The sequence below is a fragment of the Hymenobacter artigasi genome, assembly GCF_012275535.1.
Lineage (GTDB): Bacteria > Bacteroidota > Bacteroidia > Cytophagales > Hymenobacteraceae > Hymenobacter > Hymenobacter artigasi.
Map to the genome: position 1 here is coordinate 25842 of NZ_JAAVTK010000015.1, position 16245 is coordinate 42086.

14 protein-coding genes are annotated in these 16245 nt (G+C 63.2%); 8 read left to right on the forward strand and 6 right to left on the reverse strand.

What is annotated here, in order from left to right; translation table 11 throughout:
* The first annotated feature begins 50 nt into the window (after positions 1-50).
* From HBN54_RS19315 to HBN54_RS19330, 4 genes are all read left to right on the forward strand, one after another.
* The gene (locus HBN54_RS19315; protein WP_235955606.1) at positions 51-1661 is read left to right on the forward strand and encodes a sensor histidine kinase; all 1611 of its coding nucleotides are present in this window, start codon (positions 51-53) and stop codon (positions 1659-1661) included.
* A 65-nt stretch (positions 1662-1726) separates the two neighbouring features.
* Positions 1727-2785, forward strand: a complete 1059-nt coding sequence (locus tag HBN54_RS19320) for a response regulator (protein ID WP_168674872.1) — start codon at positions 1727-1729, stop codon at positions 2783-2785.
* Between the two features lie 174 nt (positions 2786-2959).
* A complete protein-coding gene (locus tag HBN54_RS19325) occupies positions 2960-3223 on the forward strand; it encodes a hypothetical protein (RefSeq protein ID WP_168674873.1) in 264 nt (87 codons plus the stop codon).
* A 55-nt stretch (positions 3224-3278) separates the two neighbouring features.
* Positions 3279-3677 (forward strand): hypothetical protein, encoded by a 399-nt coding sequence (locus tag HBN54_RS19330; protein ID WP_168674874.1) that lies wholly within the window; start codon positions 3279-3281, stop codon positions 3675-3677.
* A gap of 345 nt (positions 3678-4022) precedes the next feature.
* Here HBN54_RS19330 and HBN54_RS19335 read toward each other — a convergent pair whose 3' ends face one another.
* From HBN54_RS19335 to HBN54_RS19355, 5 genes are all read right to left on the reverse strand, one after another.
* Entirely contained in the window at positions 4023-5102 is a 1080-nt protein-coding gene (locus HBN54_RS19335) for a chemotaxis protein CheB (protein WP_168674875.1), read from the reverse strand.
* Between the two features lie 91 nt (positions 5103-5193).
* On the reverse strand, positions 5194-5568 hold the full coding sequence (locus HBN54_RS19340) for a group I truncated hemoglobin (RefSeq protein ID WP_168674876.1): 375 nt from the start codon (positions 5566-5568) through the stop codon (positions 5194-5196).
* Positions 5569-5855: 287 nt separating this feature from the next.
* Positions 5856-7169: a Na+/H+ antiporter NhaA gene (nhaA, locus tag HBN54_RS19345; RefSeq protein WP_168674877.1), complete on the reverse strand. Its 1314-nt coding sequence runs from the start codon at positions 7167-7169 to the stop codon at positions 5856-5858.
* Between the two features lie 214 nt (positions 7170-7383).
* Entirely contained in the window at positions 7384-9969 is a 2586-nt protein-coding gene (locus HBN54_RS19350) for a cation-translocating P-type ATPase (protein WP_168674878.1), read from the reverse strand.
* Positions 9970-10312: 343 nt separating this feature from the next.
* Positions 10313-11137: a universal stress protein gene (locus tag HBN54_RS19355; protein WP_168674879.1), complete on the reverse strand. Its 825-nt coding sequence runs from the start codon at positions 11135-11137 to the stop codon at positions 10313-10315.
* A 228-nt stretch (positions 11138-11365) separates the two neighbouring features.
* Here HBN54_RS19355 and HBN54_RS19360 point away from each other — a divergent pair, with 228 nt between their 5' ends.
* Positions 11366-12388: a 2-hydroxyacid dehydrogenase gene (locus HBN54_RS19360; RefSeq protein WP_235955607.1), complete on the forward strand. Its 1023-nt coding sequence runs from the start codon at positions 11366-11368 to the stop codon at positions 12386-12388.
* Positions 12389-12525: 137 nt separating this feature from the next.
* On the opposite strand, the gene HBN54_RS19365 is transcribed toward HBN54_RS19360, so the two are convergent.
* On the reverse strand, positions 12526-13131 hold the full coding sequence (locus HBN54_RS19365) for a TlpA family protein disulfide reductase (protein WP_168674880.1): 606 nt from the start codon (positions 13129-13131) through the stop codon (positions 12526-12528).
* Positions 13132-13565: 434 nt separating this feature from the next.
* On the opposite strand from HBN54_RS19365, the gene HBN54_RS19370 reads away from it, so the two are divergent.
* The 3 genes from HBN54_RS19370 (at position 13566) to HBN54_RS19380 (ending at position 16174) form a co-directional block, all read left to right on the forward strand.
* Positions 13566-13889: an ArsR/SmtB family transcription factor gene (locus HBN54_RS19370; RefSeq protein WP_235955608.1), complete on the forward strand. Its 324-nt coding sequence runs from the start codon at positions 13566-13568 to the stop codon at positions 13887-13889.
* A 65-nt stretch (positions 13890-13954) separates the two neighbouring features.
* Positions 13955-14773 (forward strand): sulfite exporter TauE/SafE family protein, encoded by an 819-nt coding sequence (locus HBN54_RS19375; protein ID WP_168674881.1) that lies wholly within the window; start codon positions 13955-13957, stop codon positions 14771-14773.
* A 45-nt stretch (positions 14774-14818) separates the two neighbouring features.
* Positions 14819-16174 carry an MBL fold metallo-hydrolase gene (locus HBN54_RS19380; protein WP_168674882.1) on the forward strand — a complete coding sequence of 452 codons (1356 nt, stop codon included), beginning with the start codon at positions 14819-14821 and terminating at the stop codon, positions 16172-16174.
* The last annotated feature ends 71 nt before the right edge of the window (positions 16175-16245 follow it).

The following is a 16245-nucleotide window of genomic DNA, read 5'->3' on the forward strand; positions in this document are numbered from 1 at the left end:
CCGCGCGTACCTGCCGCCCCCCGGGCCTCCGCGCGGCTCATTTTGTCATTATGCCCATGCTTCCAGGTGCCTACACGGACGTGGTGGCCGAGCTACTATATACCCATTCTGAGGAAATGGCCGGCATTTACGACCTGGACCTGCGCTGGTTCACGCACGTAAACCCGGCCGGCGTGCACCTGCTCGGCTACCCTTCGGAGGAAGCCCTGCTCACCGACCCCAACCACTCGCTGCGCACGCCGCCCTGGACGCCCGAGCAGTGGCTGCGCCTGTGCGAAATTACCCGCCGCGAGGGCCACCACGAGCTCGAAGCCGACATTCGGCGCCACGTCGGCGCGCCGTTTCGGGCCTACGTCAAGCTAACGTATTTCGAGCTCAACGGCCGGTCCCTGTTTCTGGTCAACCTCACCGAGCACAGCCGCTTGCAGCAGGCCGAGCGCGCCCTGGCCCACAGCGTGCGCCGTTTCGAGGCCGTGTTTACCAACGCCACACTGGGCATCATCGTCTGCGACCGGCCGGGCCGCATGGTGTCCGTCAATGCGCGGGCCGGGCAGCTGTTCGGCTACTCCCCGGCCGAGCTGCTGGGCCAGCAGATTGAAATGCTGGTGCCCGATGCCGCCAGCCGGCACCACGCGCAGCTGCGCGAATCCTACAATGCCGACCCGCAGGTGCGAAACATGGGCCACGACCGCCCGCTGGCCGGCCAGCGCCGCGACGGCTCCACTTTTCCCGTCGAGGCCAGCCTGAGCTACTTTTATCTCGACGAGGAGCTTTACGTGGTGGCCTACATCCTGGACCTGACCGCCAAGCAGGCCGCCGAGCAGGAGCTGCGCACCCAGCACCAGCGCGTGGCCCGCCTCAACGCCGAGCTGGAGCAAAAGGTCATCGACCGCACCAACGCCCTGATGGTCACGCTGGAGCAGCTGGAAAAGCGCGGCGACGAGCTGGCCCTGGCCCTGCAGGCCGAGCAGGAGTTGGGCGAGCTGAAATCGCGCTTCGTAAGCATGGCTTCGCACGAGTTCCGCACGCCCCTCACCGCCGTGCTCACCTCCGCCGATTTGATTGCCGAGTTTCCCGGCGGCCACCAGCAGGCCCAGCGGCTGAAGTACGTGGCCCACATCCGTACCTCGGTGCAGCATCTGAACACCATTCTGGAAGAATTCCTGTCGGTGGGCCGCATCGAGGAAGGCAAAATTGAGGCCCACCCCGGCAACCTGAACCTGACCAGCCTGGTGCGCGACACGGTGGCCGATGTGCAGGGCCTGCTCAAAACCGGCCAAACCATCGACTGGCAGGTGCATTGCCCCATTCCGGTGCGCCTGGATGCCTCGCTGCTGCGCAAAATCCTGATGAACCTGCTCTCCAATTCCCTCAAGTACTCGGCCGAAAACTCGGTTATTACCGTGCGGGCCAGCTGCCAGCCCCGGGAGCTGACGATAACCGTGCAGGACCAGGGCGTGGGCATTTCGACGGAAGACCAGGCGCACCTGTTCGAGCAGTTTTTCCGGGCTCCCAACGTCGTGGGCGTGCCCGGCACCGGCCTGGGGCTCTACATCATTGCCAAATACCTGGAGCTGATGGGCGGCACCATCGACCTGCACAGCGTCCTCGACGAGGGCACGTTGGTCACCATCAGGCTGCCCCTCTCCACGCCCGATTAGGGGCGGTGAGGCCACCCGTTGAACAAGCCCCAGAACCCTCCCTTCCACCCTTAACCTCCCCTGTCATGCCCACCATTCTGCTCATTGAAGACCATCAAATCATCCGGGAAAACACGGCGCAGCTACTGGAGCTGGCCGGCTACACCATGCAAACGGCCGAAAACGGGGAAGCGGGCGTGCAGCTGGCCCTGAGTGCCCGGCCCGACCTGGTTATCTGCGACATCATGATGCCTGTGCTCGACGGCTACGGGGTGCTCCAGATTTTCAACCAGCACCCGCAGCTCACGGGCATCCCGTTCATCTTTCTCACCGCCAAAACCGACCGGGCCGACCGCCGGCGCGGCATGGCCCTGGGGGCCGACGACTACCTGAGCAAGCCCTTCGAAAAAGCCGATTTGCTGAGTGCCGTGAGCGGGCGGCTCAGCCGCTTTCAGCACCTGAAGCCGGAACCAAACCCCGACGGGGAGCGCCTGCACCGGTTTCTGGACGAGGCGCAGCAGGCCGGCGACCTGGCCAGCCTCTCGCTGGACCGCAAAGCCCACCTGATTCGCAAGAAACAGGATATTTACCTCGAAGGCGACGAAGCTATCCGGCTCTACTACGTGCAGAGCGGCCGGGTGAAAACCGTGAAAACCACCGATACCGGCAAGGAGTTGATTGTGGGCCTCTACGGCCCCGGCGAGTTCTTCGGCTACCTGCCGCTGCTGCAGCACACGCCCCACTGCGACTCGGCCATTGCCGTGGACGAGGCCGAGCTGCTCTACATTCCGAAGGATGATTTCATGGCGTTGCTGCTGCGCAACCCCGACGTGGGCCAGCAGTTTGTGCGCCTGCTGGCCGGCCAGGTGAGCGGGCAGGCCGAGCAGCTGCTGGCCCTGGCCTACAGCTCCATCCGCCGGCGCGTGGCCGATACGCTGGTGCAGCTGCACCAGCAGCAGGCCAGCACCGATGTCGCCGACGTGGGCATCCAGCTCACCCGCGACGACATGGCCGCCATGGTGGGCACCGCCCCGGAGTCGCTGAGCCGCACCCTCAACGAATTCAAGCACGACGGCCTGATTGCGCTCACTCCCAACACCATCCGGGTGCTGGAACCCGAAAAGCTGCGCCGGGCGCATTGGTAGGCCACGGCACCGCGCGGCGGGGGGGCAGCTCACGCTTTCGTTAACAAAGCTCATCCTTGGGGATGAGCTTTTGCATTTCCGGGGCCTGGTGGGGCCGGTACTTTTGATACAGCCAGCCCCGGAGCAATCTGGGCGGTGTCAACTGAGTTTCATTCTTTTTAAACCCCCTCCACCATGTCGAAGCCCCCCATCAATCCCGATAGCAAACAACCCGTGCTGCCCCGCTCGACTACGCGCAGCGCCAAAGGCATTCCGGCCGGCGAGGGCCTCTCGAAAGCCAGCGTGAAAACCATTCCTGACCTGGAGGAGCTGGCCGATACGCTGGACCTGAGCCAGGAGTACACCGACGGCCCCGACGAGCCCGGTGCCAACGCCCCCCTGAGCCACCCCAACCGCAACCTCGACAAGCCCGACAACGACCACCAGCCCTATGCCTAAGCCCGTTTCGGGCAGGGTCCCGCAATTCCCATTCTCACCATTTCCTTTTTCAATCATGGCTACTAAAGTGAAGAACGAACACCACCGGACGCAGGCCCAGGTGGCCAACGACGGCAGCGATGCCCCCACCGACGCAAACGTGCACGGCGCGGGCGTGCAGCAGCAAGGCGCGCACAAACTGACCAAAACGGCGAGCAGCGAAGGCCACCACGGCGGCAACCACGGCAACGACGTGAACGACGATGGCCAGCCGGCCTACACCGCCAAGGGCAGCAGCAACAAAGGCTCCCAGCTCAGCGCCGAGCAGCGCAATAGCGGCGGCGGCTCCGACCAGGAGCGGAAGAACCAAGCCAAGAACACCACGGCCTACAACACCGATAACACCGTGGGCAATGCTTCCCCCAGCTCAGCCAACGACGGCGGCAAAATCGGCGATGCCGACAACCCGATATAACCGGCCGCCCCGCAGCGCAGCAAAAGGCTCCTCAGCAACTGCTGAGGAGCCTTTTTTTGTGTATTGTCGTAACTGGGTTGGCTTATCAGGCCGGACCGGGCTCGAAAGGAATGATTATGGAATCAGCACGTAATCAGGCAGTAACCAGCGCAAAGAGTGGGAAGGCACGAAGCAGGACTACGGAAACCTACGGGCCGCACCTGACGAGCGGCCAGGCAATGCAAGATGCTGCGGGCCCCGGCCAAAACGCAATCCGGCCGGCTGCCATGGGCCCCAGCCGGGCACAGCCAACGTGCATTTACCCGTGTTCCCGAGCCTGCAGACGCGGGCGGGATGCCGGGCTGGTCAGGAAACGGGCAGCTTGTTTTGGCGGAACTGCAGGTCCCCGCTCAGGGCTTCCTGCGTGAGGATGGATTGGTGCACGATGCGGGCCTGCAGGCCGGTTTCATCGGCTTTGCGAAAAAACAGCTCGGCAACATCGGTTTGTTGATTTTTGGTGAAGTGCATGCCCAGGTTGTGGAGCAGCATCTTGGTTTCTTCGAGCCCGCGCATGGACTGGTAGAGCAGGCTTTCGACCGAGGAAGTGACTTCGCTGAGCAGGGAGCTGACCGTGTAGGCGTGGCCCGTGTGGCAACGGTACCGAATCAGGTTGCCTTCGATGAGCTGGGTGAGCGCCCCGTGGCATTCGGGGCAGGTGAAGGGCGTGAGCAGCCCTTTCTCGATGATGCCCAGCTCGAAGCCCCCGCCCTGCTTGGCAATGGTGAGCTCGATTTTGAGCAGGTCGAGCTGCTCGGCGGGCAGGTGCGGCCGGGCGGGCGCCGGCTCCTGCGTCAGCCGCACCAGCAAGGCCCCCAGCTCGGCCAGGGGAACCACATAATCGGCTTCGACGAACTGGAGCGCATTGGTGGGCATGGCCGGCTGCTCGGCATCGTAGGGGTCCTGCACAATGGCTACCCCGCCCATGCGCTGAACGCTCCACAGGCCGGAGGTGCCATCGTCGAGATAGCCCGTGAGCACCACTCCAATCACGCGGGGCCCAAACGTGTAGGCCGCCGAGCGAAATAATGCGTCGATGGACGGCCGGAAGCGGTTTTCCTTCGGTCCGCGCGTCACCAGCACCTTGTCGTCTTCGAGCAGCAGGTGGTGGTCGGGCGGAGCCACGTACATGACGCCAAGCTCCACGGTTTCGCCATTCCGGGGGTGCCGGGCCTTCAAAGCCGACACGGAGCTGAGCAGCTGGGGCAGAATACTCGGCGAATCCGGGGCTACGTGCTGCACGATGAAAATGGGGGCCGGAAAGTCGGCCGGCAGGACTTTGGCCAGCGCCAGCAAAGCGGTGACGCCGCCAGCCGAAGCGCCGATGACCACAATGTCCCGGAAATGTGGCCGGGGTTTGCGGCGAATAGCAGTGTTTGTGGGCTTCATTGAGTAGTATGGATGCCAGGAGGAGGATTCAGTACAAGAGTACGCGCAATACCGCGTTCGAAGCCGAGACCGCCACGCCGCCGCGCCCGTTTTATCTGGCAATAATCATGTCTTTTAACGACCAAAGGATGGCTAGAACACCATTTCTGGACTGGTCGTCAATTTTATGCTTACTCAAAACCGTCAATATATCATCAACCACGTTGATGTATTCCGCAGGGCTTATGTTCATTCCTGTATGGGTGGTAACCATGTCTCTGCCTGAGTAAGTGACCGGACCACCACTCCCGGCACTGAAAAAATCAACGGTGTGTTTTTTTATGATGGCCAACTTCTCCGGTTGCTCTTTATAAGGCAAAAACCGGGCGCTGATTGCTTGATTATACATGTGTGCTTCGACAACATCATCAACAATCGACTTGATACCAGTTGTACCTCCGAGGCGTTCAAAAAGGATATTAGTCATGGCTAATAAGTCTAAAAGTGACGTCGGGCAGCAGGGAAGTCTCCCAAACCGAATGAGCATCAAACGCTTGTCGGGCCCGGCTTAATTATTCAAACTTACGGGCGGCGCTTCCGGCATTGGTTGACGAAGCTTATCCCCGGGGCATGAGCTTTGTCAACTAACCAGTTTGCTGGGCTCTTATTGCAGGCTGCTATTTAACCACTTATAATCAGACACATAATAGCCCTAAGAAACAAGGCCGCAGCCGCAACAGCAACTCCGCACCAACAGATAACACACCCCTCAGATTACGCTGGCGCGGTTAGCGTACGCCGTAGCAGCGCGTAGCCCAGCCCACTGGCGCACACGGAGGCCACCAGCACCGCCAGCTTGGCCGTGTCGGTATCGGGCGAGTGGGGCCCCAGGGCCAGCAAGGTGATGAAAATGGACATGGTGAAGCCAATGCCGGCCAGCACGCCCACGGCCCATATCTGCGGCCAGCTCACGCCGGGCGGCAGCTTGGCCCAGCCCAGGCGCACCGTGAGCCAGCACACGGCCCCAACGCCCAAGGGCTTGCCCACCAGCAGCCCCACCACAATGCCCAAGCCCAGCGGCGAGAGCAGGCCGCGCACGGCCGCCGGCGCAATCACCAGGCTGCTATTGGCGAAGGCAAACAGGGGGATGACCACGAAGCCGACCACGACGTAGAGCTGGCTCTCCAGGCGTTGGGCCGGCGAGCTGCTGCGGCGGCCCAGCGCCTCCAACTCCGCCCCGATGCCGTGCGGGTCGGCGCTTTTGTGCTGCGTTCGGTCTTGCAGCCGGCCCAACTGCCGGTGCAGCCGCTCCAGCATTTCGGGGCGCGGGCAGGCGTCGCGGAAGGGAATGGCCACCGCCAGCAGCACCCCGGCCAGCGTGGTATGAATGCCCGATTCGAGCATGAAGTACGTAAGCAGCACCCCCAGCGGCAGGTAGGCCCATAAACTACTTACGCGCAGGTAGTTGAAAGCCAGTAGCAAAGCCCAGGTACCGATGGCCAGGTATAGGTAGCTCAGATACAGTTTTTTGGTGTAGAAGCCGGCAATGATGACCATGGCCCCCATGTCATCGACCACGGCCAGGGCCGTGAGAAACACCTTGAGGCCCAGCGGCACGCGCGGCCCCAGCAACTGCAGCACGGCCAGGGCAAAGGCAATGTCGGTGGCCATGGGAATGCCCCAGCCGTTGGCCGTGGGCGTGCCGTGGTTGAAGAAGATGAACAGCAGCGCCGGCACCACCATGCCCCCCAGCGCCCCGGCCAGCGGCAGGGCCGCCTGGTGCAGCGTGGCAAGCCCGCCACCCAGCACTTCGCGCTTGATTTCCAGGCCAACCATCAGAAAAAACAGGGTCATCAGCCCGTCGTTTATCCAGTCCAGCAGCGAGTGGTCGAGCACAAGCTGGTGCACCGTGATGCGCAGGTGCTGGTGCCACACCGCCGGGAAGTGCAGCCCCAGCCCCCAGCTGATGTTGGCCAGCACCAGGGCCAGCACCGCGCTGGCCAGCAGCAACAGGCAGCTGGCCGCCTTGAGGTGGAAGAACTGGGCGAAAGGCCGCACCAGGGGGCGCATGAATCGGACGATGGCCATGGCGGTAGGGTGAAGGAGTACGAGTTGCCGGCCCGTGCGCCCAGCCTGCAAAGGCGGGCGAACCAGGCCGGGCTCAGGTAGTCCGGTGAGGTAAGTAGTCAGTCTGCCGTAATCGGCAGTCAGACCGGAATCAATAGACTGATTTTTAGATGTATGAAGTCTGATTGCTGATGACTGACTACCTGCTTGATAACGTGGCACGGGGGGCCTGTGGTTACCGCACCACGGCCTCCCCACGCCGCCGGATGATGAGCTTCTGGATTTCTACCACCCAGAACACCACGCTGGCCACGGCCACCGTGATGCCCAGCTCGGCCACGGTGAGCGGCTGGGTGCTGAACAGCTCGTTGCAGAAGGGTACATACAAGATAGTGAGGTGCAGGCCCACGGTGAGCACCACCGACCCCAGCATGGCCTTGTTGGAAAACAGCCCGAGGGTGAAAATGGACTCGCGCCGCGAGCGAATGGCCAGCGCCATGCCCAGCTGGCTGAAGCAAAGCACGGTGAAGGCCATCGTTTGCCAGTGCGGCAGGCCCCGGCGAATGGACCAGGCCTGCATGCCGATGGTGAGGCCGCCCACCAGCAGCCCGATGCCCAGGATGAACCAGCCCAGGCCATCGGAGAAAATGGTCTGGCGCGGGTCGATGGGCGGGCGCTGCATGCTGTTCTTTTCCGACGGCTCGTAGGCCAGGGCCAGGCCGGGCAGCCCGTCGGTTATCAGGTTAATCCACAGAATGTGAATGGCCAGCAGCGGCACGGGCAAGCCGAAAAACGGCGCGCAGAACAAGGCCGTAATTTCGCCCACGCTGCCGGCCAGGATGTAGCGGATAAACTTGAGGATGTTGGCGTAGATGCGCCGCCCGTGCCGCACCGCCTCCACGATGGTCGCGAAGTCATCATCAAGCAGAATCATGGCCGCTGCCTCCTTGGCCACCTCCGTGCCGTTGATGCCCATGGCAATGCCGATGTCGGCATTTTTGAGGGCCGGGGCATCGTTCACGCCGTCGCCGGTCATGGCCACAAACTGGTGCCGAGCCTGCAGCGCGCTGATGATGCGCAGCTTCTGGGCGGGGTCGACGCGGGCATACACCCGCACTTTTTCCACCACGGCCGCGAAGCCGGCCTCGTCCAGCGCCCCCAACTCGGGGCCAGTGAGCACCAGCTCTTCTTCGGAAGAAATGATGCCCAGCTGCTCGGCAATGGCCTTGGCCGTGAGCTTGTGGTCGCCGGTAATCATGACGGCAATGATGCCGGCCGTTTTGCACTCGGCCACGGCCTGGCGGGCTTCCTCGCGGGGCGGGTCCATCAGGCTGGCGAAGCCGAGGAAGGTGAGGCCGGTTTCCACGGCGGCCGGGGTGAGGTCGGCGGGCATTGCGGGTAGTACTTTGGCCCCGTAGGCCAGCACCCGGTAGCCCTGGGCGGCCATTTCGTCCACGCGCCGCGTGAGGTCGGCAATGCTGGCCTGCTGGCTGCCGGCCAGCTGCTCGTAGAGCGCCCCCGCCGCGCCTTTGGTGAGCACCAGCACGCCCGCCGGGGTTTGGTGCAGCGTGGTCATGCACCGGCGCTCCGAGTCGAAGGGCAGCTCGGCCAGCCGTGGAAACTGCTGCTCCAGCGCCGGGCGGGTATAGTCCCGGTCGGCGGCGTACCGGGCCAAGGCTACTTCGGTCGAGTCGCCTAGCCATTGGTTTTCGGGGTCGCAGGTGGCGTCGGTGTTCAGGGCCAGGGCCGTGAGCAGGGCGTTGCGGTCGGCCAGGCCGGGCAGGGTCACGGCGGGCACCTCGTAGAGGTCCTGCACCGTCATCTGGTTGAGGGTGAGGGTGCCGGTTTTATCGGTGCAGATGTAGGTAACCGAGCCCAGCGTTTCCACGGCCGGCAGCTTGCGGATGAGAGCATGGCTCTGCATGAGCCGGCCCGCGCCCAGCGCCAGCGACACGGTGACCAGCGCCGGCAGCGCCTCGGGCAATGCCGCGATGGCCAGCGAGATGGACACCAGCAGCAGGTTTTCCCAGGGTTCGCCCCGCAGCCAGCCCACGCCAAAAAACAGCCCGCCCACCACCAGCGCGGCCACTGAGAGGCGCTTGCCCAGCGTGCCCAGCCGCTTTTGCAGCGGTGTCACCACTTCGGCCGTCTGAATGAGGGCGGCAATCTTACCCAGCTCGGTGCCCATGCCGGTGCCCACCACGTAGGCTGTGGCCCGGCCGTTGGTCACGGAGGTGCCCTTGTAGCCCAGGTTCAGCCGGTCGCCGAGGGGGTAGTCGCCGGGCGGCAGCGCATCGGGCGTTTTCTCCACGTCGCCCGATTCGCCGGTCAGCGACGACTCGTCCACTTTCAGGGCGTGGGTTTCCAGGAAGCGCACATCGGCCGGAATCACGTTGCCGGCTTCGAGCAGCACCACGTCGCCGGGCACCAGGTCGGCGGTGAGGACTTCCTGCGGCTGGCCGTCGCGCAGCACCTGGGCGTGGCTGGCGGCCATCTTTTGCAGGGCCTCCATGGCCTTATCGGCCCGGTATTCCTGCACGAAACCGATAACGGCGTTCAGCACCACAATGGCCAGGATGACGTAGGCCGACTTGGCCTCCCCGATGAGCACCGACACCCCGGCGGCGGACAGCAGCACCAGAATCATCACGTCGGCCAGCTGGTGCAGCACCAACTGCCAGAGGGTTTTTTTCTCCGCGTCGTCCAGCCGGTTGGGGCCGTGCTCGGCCAAACGCTGCCCGGCCGTGGCCGCGTCGAGGCCGGCCGGCGAGGTCGTCAGCGCGGCAGCCACGTCGGTCACGGGGGTCAGGCAGTAGTCCATAGAAAGATGTTAAGTTGAATTTGCCCGAATGCCCGCTGGTGCGCGAGGGAGAAGCCGGGCGAGGCAAAAAGGAAACTGTGCCGGGCACCCGTATGCTCCGGTCTGGCCGCCCTAGGCGGTCTGACCGGTTGTCGTGCGGACGAAATTGGAGGCGGCCCGACCGGTTGTCGTGAGGACGAAATCGGGGGTGCTTCAACCGGTTTTCGTGAGGACTAAATCGGGGGTGCTTCAACCGGTCAGACCGCCTAGGGCGGTCAGACCGGAGCATACGGTTACTTCTGCACTCATTATCACCCAGGCTTCATTGCCGGGCCTTGGCGGGTTAGTTCTTTTACGTGCAGCGTCAGGCAATGGTGGGGAGCACCAGCACCGGTACCGGGCTGTGCAGCAGTACTTCAGCCGTCACGCTTTGGTGAAACAGCTGTCCCCAGAAGCTGCGGGGCCGCGCCAGCAGCACCACCAGGTCCGTGTCGCCGGCCTGGGCAGCCTGCAGAATGCCGTCGGCCGGGCGGGCCGCCGCCATGTGCCGGTAGCGCATCGGCACCGGCAAATCAACGCCCAGCCCGGTGCGCCGCACCGACGCCATTACCTCGTCCTCCGAAACATCTGCGGCAGCATCAGGGGCTACGTGCAGCACCGTCAGCTCCACGCCCAGGGTGCGCGATAGGTAGCGCATAACCCCGGCGTGCGGGCCGATGGTGAAGTCCTCCCCATCGACGGCCAGCAGCACGCGCCGGGGCAAGGCGCTGCTGGCCAGCGTGTGCGGCACAATAAGCATGGGGTAGGGTGCCGTGCGCAGCAGGTCGAGCGCGGTGGTTTGCACCAGCTCATCGGGCGTGGCCGAATAGTCGGGCCGGCCCAGCACCACCAGCAGCGGATGGTGCCGGCTCACGGCATCGGCTACGGCAAAGGCCACGCGGCCGTGCCCGATTTCGGTCACTACCGGCACGGCCAGGTCATCGGCTACCCGGCTCAGGGCCATTGCCGTAGCCTCCTTGCTCAGGTCGGACAGCTCGCCGGTGAACATCTCCGGGTCGAGGATGGAGTCGCGGCGCACGTGCAGCAGCACCAGCCGGGCCCCCAGGGGCCGGGCCAGGTTGGTGGCGTAGTCGAGCGCCTTGTTGGCGGCCCGAAAAAAATCGGTGAGAATCAGCAGGGAAGGCGTCATGGGGCGGTGCTTGGGACGGAGGTAACAGCACTGGCAAAGAACCGGGCAGCGGGCGGCAAACGGCATGCGCAAGGTCAGGCCCCGGGCATGACTTTCATCAATAAGCCGGCTGCGCGCGCGGCGTATTCTTGTATTTCCACCACTTTGCGCTATTCCCTGGGCACAGCTGCCGGCGCGCCACTCCTCCCCCGACACTTTCTGCCCCACCCTTTTCTTCAACCCAATCTCATGACCATGACCATCACCATTTTCAGCGCCTACCCTTTCGAGCGCCCCTACCTCACAGCCGCCGCGCAGGGCCAGCACACCTTCCATTTCCTGGACGCAGCCCTGACAATGGACACCGCGGCCCAGGCCGCCGGCAGCACCGCCGTGGCCGTATTCGTAAACGACGATGCCTCCGCGCCGGTGCTCGAAAAACTCTGGGCGCTGGGCGTGCGCTACCTGCTGGTGCGCGCCGCCGGCCACGACAACGTGGACCTGCCCACCGCCCACCGGCTGGGCCTGCGCGTGGCCAACGTGCCGCACTATTCCCCTTTCGCCATTGCCGAGCACACCCTGGCCCTCATGCTGGCCCTGAACCGCCACCTGCGCCAGGCCGATGCCCAGGTGCGCCGCGCCGACTTCCGGCTCGACAACCTCGTGGGCTTCGATTTGCACGGCAAAACGGTGGGCATCATCGGCTGCGGCACCATTGGCGGCACGCTGGCGGGCCTGCTGCACGGCTTTGGCTGCCGCCTGCTGGGCTATGATATCCAGCCCGATGCGGAGCTGACCCGGCGCTACGGCCTGGAATACGTGTCGCTGGACGAGCTGTGCACGCAGGCCGATGTCATCACCTTACACGCCCCGCTCACGCCCGCTACCCGGCACCTGATGAACGCGGCGCAGCTGGCCCGCACCAAGCGCGGCGTTATGCTCATCAATACGGGCCGGGGCGCGCTCCTGGACACGGAAGCCGCCCTTACGGCGCTGGAATCGGGCCAGCTGGGCTACCTGGGGCTCGATGTGTACGAGCACGAAAAAGGCCTGTTTTTCAACGACCATTCCCAGCAGCCCCTCCAGGATGCGCTGCTGGTGCGGCTGCTGGCCCACCCCAACGTGCTGATAACCGGCCACCAGGGCTTCCTGACCCACGACGCGCTCACCAACATCGCCACCACTTCCCTCGAAACCCTGAGCTGCTGGCTGGCCGGGCAGCCCACACTCAACGAGCTGGCCCCACCCCCACCAATAGCCATACTGGCCTGATAATAAGCAGGAAAAGTCCCCGTAATTAACCTTGTGCCTGAACAAAAAAAACGTCATGCAGAATGCTCTGCATGACGTTTTTTTTGCGCGGCTAACTAGCTGGGGGTCCCGCTTTTGCTTTCGGATTCGGGGTATGTTTAGCGAGTTGCTCCTTTCGCCAGCTTATCCAGCGCGGCCAGGAACTCGGGCGTGTCATACTCGGCCATGCCGTCGTGGCGGGCCGCGACCTGCCCATCGGGGCCGAGGATGACGGTGGAGGGGATGGAGTTAGAATCAAACGGCGCGGGCAGTTCGCCGGTGCGCATGTACACGGGGAAGGTGTAGCCCTGGGCCTTCACAAACTTCTGGGCCTTGGCCACGTCATCGTCGAGCGAAAGCATCACGAAGGCCACTTTGGAGTGGTCGACTTTCTTATAGAGGGCCTCGATGCCGGGCATTTCGGCGCGGCAGGGTGGGCACCAGCTGGCCCACAGGTTCACAAACACCACTTTGCCTTTCAGGTCGCTCAGGTTCACGGCTTTGCCGTCGAGGGTGGCCATGGGCAGGTTGTGCGGGTAGGCACTGCCGCTGGCGAGCACTACCGGCATTTCGTTGGCGGGCGCGACGGGCACGTCGGCTTTCATAAGGCCGGTGGCCAGCAGGCCGCGCTGCAGTCCACCCAGCACGATGGGCCGCAGGGGCGAGAACATAACGAGGGCAAACAGGGCCAGTGGGAGCCAGGAGGTGATGGTTTTGCGATTCATAGTTGAGGGAGTTGATTGGGTGACAAAGTTAATATGAACAAAGTTTCATTTGTTGGTCCCCAGCCGATTTGTCTTGGCGCTTGCTACAAGATGACCCTCCTGCATTCGCTTTAGCACACTATCGGACAGTCTTTTATCAACCATTAACACACCCGGCATTTCCACTGATTAGCGGCCGACCGGGGCAGCGGCGGGCAATGCAGCCCCCCCGCGTTAAGCCCCGTCAGCAAACAGGAATATAAACGTGTCATAGTGCATGTTTACAGCACATTTAGCATAAGCGTACTAGTAGCGCGAATTACAGGGTTCGCGCTACTGTCCGGCCCGGTACACCAACTTGGGAAACCGCGCCAAGCAGAAATATCGAACGTCGTGAACTTATTGGGAGCTTATGATTGTACGTATGACAAGTTGTTCATACATTTGTACTCCCGATGACACTCTCCGTTTCCCCCGCTGCCGTTGACATGGGCCTCTCCATCGAGAAGATGGAGAAAGTGGCCTTCATACTCAAGACCACGGCCCACCCTACGCGCATTGCCATCGTGCAGCTGCTGGCGGCGCAGGAAAGCCTGTCGGTCACGGAAATCAGCGACAAGCTGAATGTGGAGCAGAGCCTGCTCTCGCACCACCTCTCGGGCATGAAGCTTAAGGGCATTCTGAGCAGCACCCGCGAAGGCAAAAACATTTTCTACTCGCTGAAAATGCGGGAGGTGATTGACGTGATTCAGTGCCTGGCCGGCTGCACCTTTTTGTAAGGAACCGACCCTTTTTTTGCCGCAATACATGAACAACCATTCATAATTTCATACGTAATTCCCTCATGCTTCACTACCTCGGTTACTTTGCGGCTATTTTCATCGGCCTTTCGCTCGGCATCATGGGCGGCGGGGGCTCCATCCTCACGGTGCCCGTGCTGGTGTACCTGATGGGCGTGAGCCCGGTGCTGAGCACGGCGTATTCGCTGTTCGTGGTGGGCAGCACCTCGGTGGTGGGTGCCTGGGGCTATTTCCGCAAGGGCCTGGTGTCGCTGAAAACGGCCGTGGTATTTTTGATTCCCTCGCTGGCGGCCGTGTTCCTGGTGCGCAAGGTGCTGATGCCGGCCATCCCGCACGAGCTGTTCACGATGGGCAGCATCGTCTTCACCAAGGATTTGCTGGTGCTCGTGGCCTTTGCCGTGCTCATGGTCGGCGCGGCCGTTTCCATGATTCGCAGCAAGCAGGCCGAGGTGGTGCTTGATGAGGAGTTGCACCAGAAGTCCACCTTCAATTACCCGCTCATTCTGGGTATTGGCCTGGTAGTGGGTTTGCTCACGGGCTTCGTGGGCGCGGGGGGAGGCTTCCTCATTATTCCGGCCCTGGTGCTGGGCGCGCGCCTGCCCATGAAGCTGGCCGTGGGCACCTCCCTGGCCATTATTGCCCTCAACTCACTCATCGGCTTCAGCGGCGATTTGAGCGCCGGCACGCCCATCGCGTGGCCGTTTATTACCGGCTTTCTGGCCTTTGCCCTCGGCGGCATCGTGCTGGGCACCTATCTGGCCCGCTTCATTCCCGGGGCCAAGCTGAAGCCGGCTTTCGGCTGGTTCACGCTGGCCATGGGCACGTTTATTCTCACTAAGGAGCTGCTGTTTCATCACGCTTAACGAACTGTTTCCCACCATTCTCTCACCCGTTTCTCATCGAATACCATGAAAATCGAGCAATTTGAAGACAAGGGCCTCGCCCATTATTCCTACGCCATTCTCAGCGACTGCGCCCGCGAAATCGTGCTGGTGGACCCCGCCCGCGACCCGCAGCCATACTACGATTTCGCGAAGCAGCACGACGCCAAAATCGTGGCCGTGCTCGAAACCCACCCCCACGCCGACTTCGTGTCGTCGCACCTGGAAATCGCGCAGCAAACCGGCGCCGTTATTCGCGTCAGCAAGCTGCTGGGGGCCGAATATGCCCACGAGGCATTTGACGAGGGAGACTCGTTCACGGTGGGCAAGCTCACTTTCCGGGCGCTGAACACGCCCGGCCACTCGCCCGATTCGGTGAGCACCGTGCTTAGCCGCGAGGGCAAAGACGTGGCCGTGTTCACGGGCGACACGCTGCTCATCGGCGACGTGGGCCGGCCCGACCTGCGCGAAAAGGCCGGCAACCTGACCGCCAAGCGCGAGGAGCTAGCCAAGCAGATGTACCTCAGCACCCGCGAGAAGCTCATGACGCTGGCCGACGACGTGCTGGTCTACCCCGCCCACGGCGCGGGCTCGCTTTGCAGCAAGGCCACCAACTCGGCCAACAGCAGCACCATTGGGGCCGAAAAGGCCGGCAACTACGCCCTGCGCCCGCAGTCGGAGGAAGCCTTCGTAAAGGAGCTGCTGGCCGACCAGCCCTTCATTCCCAAGTACTTCGGCTACGATGTGGACCTCAACAAAGCCGGCGCGCCCGACTTCGCCCCGAGCATCGTCAAAGTACCCCGCCTGGCCGCCGACGCACCGTTGGCCGCCGGAGTAGTGGTAGTGGACACCCGGCCCGAAGCCGAGTTCAAAAAGGGCCACGCGGCCGGCGCCATCAACATTCAGCAGGGCGGCAAGTTCGAAACCTGGCTGGGTTCCATTGTTGGGCCACAGGAGTCGTTCTACCTGCTGGCGGCCGACGATGCCACGCTGACGGACCTGATTCAAAAAACGGCCAAAATTGGCTACGAGCCACTGATTAAGGGCGCGCTGGTGGGCACGCCTTCCACCCAGGAAACCATGCCCGAAATCGACGTGGAGGCCTTCCGCCAGCACCCCGAGAACTATACCATCGTGGACATCCGCAATGCCTCGGAGGTGAAAGCGGAGCCGCTGTTTGCCGGGGCCCTCAACCTGCCCCTGCCCGAGCTGCGCGAGCGGGTGGGCGAGATTCCGGCCGGCAAGCCCGTGGTGGTGCATTGCGCCGGCGGCTACCGCTCGGCGGCCGGCAGCAGCATTGTGGCCCCGGCCCTGCCCAACACCACGGTGCTCGACCTGGGCGAGGCCGTGAAGGAGTTTCAGACGGCCAAGGCGGCGCATTAACTCCGGCCGCCGGCACCTCACCCCCGACCCCTCTCCTTGGGGAGAGGGGAGCCTGACGAGCCGGAACCGCC

What these genes read in the sequence shown, in the direction of transcription:
- HBN54_RS19340 (WP_168674876.1), bottom strand. Translation starts at nt 5,568, where the DNA reads ATGACTAATATCCTTTTTGAACGCCTCGGAGGTACAACTGGTATCAAG.
- HBN54_RS19380 (WP_168674882.1), top strand. Translation starts at nt 14,819, where the DNA reads ATGAAAATCGAGCAATTTGAAGACAAGGGCCTCGCCCATTATTCCTAC.
- HBN54_RS19355 (WP_168674879.1), bottom strand. Translation starts at nt 11,137, where the DNA reads ATGACGCCTTCCCTGCTGATTCTCACCGATTTTTTTCGGGCCGCCAAC.
- nhaA (WP_168674877.1), bottom strand. Translation starts at nt 7,169, where the DNA reads ATGGCCATCGTCCGATTCATGCGCCCCCTGGTGCGGCCTTTCGCCCAG.
- HBN54_RS19315 (WP_235955606.1), top strand. Translation starts at nt 51, where the DNA reads ATGCCCATGCTTCCAGGTGCCTACACGGACGTGGTGGCCGAGCTACTA.
- HBN54_RS19360 (WP_235955607.1), top strand. Translation starts at nt 11,366, where the DNA reads ATGACCATGACCATCACCATTTTCAGCGCCTACCCTTTCGAGCGCCCC.
- HBN54_RS19335 (WP_168674875.1), bottom strand. Translation starts at nt 5,102, where the DNA reads ATGAAGCCCACAAACACTGCTATTCGCCGCAAACCCCGGCCACATTTC.
- HBN54_RS19325 (WP_168674873.1), top strand. Translation starts at nt 2,960, where the DNA reads ATGTCGAAGCCCCCCATCAATCCCGATAGCAAACAACCCGTGCTGCCC.
- HBN54_RS19320 (WP_168674872.1), top strand. Translation starts at nt 1,727, where the DNA reads ATGCCCACCATTCTGCTCATTGAAGACCATCAAATCATCCGGGAAAAC.
- HBN54_RS19375 (WP_168674881.1), top strand. Translation starts at nt 13,955, where the DNA reads ATGCTTCACTACCTCGGTTACTTTGCGGCTATTTTCATCGGCCTTTCG.
- HBN54_RS19350 (WP_168674878.1), bottom strand. Translation starts at nt 9,969, where the DNA reads ATGGACTACTGCCTGACCCCCGTGACCGACGTGGCTGCCGCGCTGACG.
- HBN54_RS19370 (WP_235955608.1), top strand. Translation starts at nt 13,566, where the DNA reads ATGACACTCTCCGTTTCCCCCGCTGCCGTTGACATGGGCCTCTCCATC.
- HBN54_RS19365 (WP_168674880.1), bottom strand. Translation starts at nt 13,131, where the DNA reads ATGAATCGCAAAACCATCACCTCCTGGCTCCCACTGGCCCTGTTTGCC.
- HBN54_RS19330 (WP_168674874.1), top strand. Translation starts at nt 3,279, where the DNA reads ATGGCTACTAAAGTGAAGAACGAACACCACCGGACGCAGGCCCAGGTG.